The organism is Escherichia sp. AM3, assembly GCF_032029835.1.
Classification (GTDB): Bacteria; Pseudomonadota; Gammaproteobacteria; order Enterobacterales; family Enterobacteriaceae; genus Escherichia; species Escherichia coli.
Window position 1 is genome coordinate 1 of the sequence record NZ_JAVUPQ010000520.1, and the last position, 571, is coordinate 571.

The 571-nt window shown below is 32.2% G+C and carries 1 protein-coding gene; it reads left to right on the forward strand.

Going from position 1 to position 571, the window contains the following annotated elements; all coding sequences use genetic code 11:
• Positions 1-571, forward strand: a 571-nt coding sequence (locus tag RTW80_RS27000) for a hypothetical protein (RefSeq protein WP_312721161.1), incomplete at both ends; no start/stop codon positions are given.

Here is a 571-nt window from a genome sequence, read left to right on the forward strand (position 1 = left end):
TGCTAGTGCTTCACTACGCAGTGGACTGACAGCATTGAATAAGTGTAAATATCATGATAAAGGCAGCTTTTATAATGCTTTTTTTCAACTGTCAATTGGTCTGGAACGTTTTTTTAAAATTATTTATGTTGTTCAGTATATGATTGAAAATGATTTGAATAAACCAACATATATCCATTTGAGGAAATTAGGTCATGATATAAGCATTTTACATCAAAATGCAGTAAATATTGCAATCAAATACGAGAAAAGAGACAAAGGCAAATGGGTCTTGAATGATGAGCAATCTGCAATATTGACAATGCTATCGGAATTTGGGAAAGAAACTCGGTATTATAACTTAAATACTATTATTGGAGATAAAAAACTAATGAATGACCCTCTTGAGCAATGGAATTATATTTTGGAGTATTGCTACTGGAAGTATACTTCAACAACTAAAAGAGAGAGATTGAGTCAAGAAGTAATCTCATGGGCTGAGAGAAATCGATTGTATGGTTTTACTAATGAATTTGGCCTCGATGGTCATATTATGACGTATGTAGATCAGTATCTATTGAACTGGAAAGTA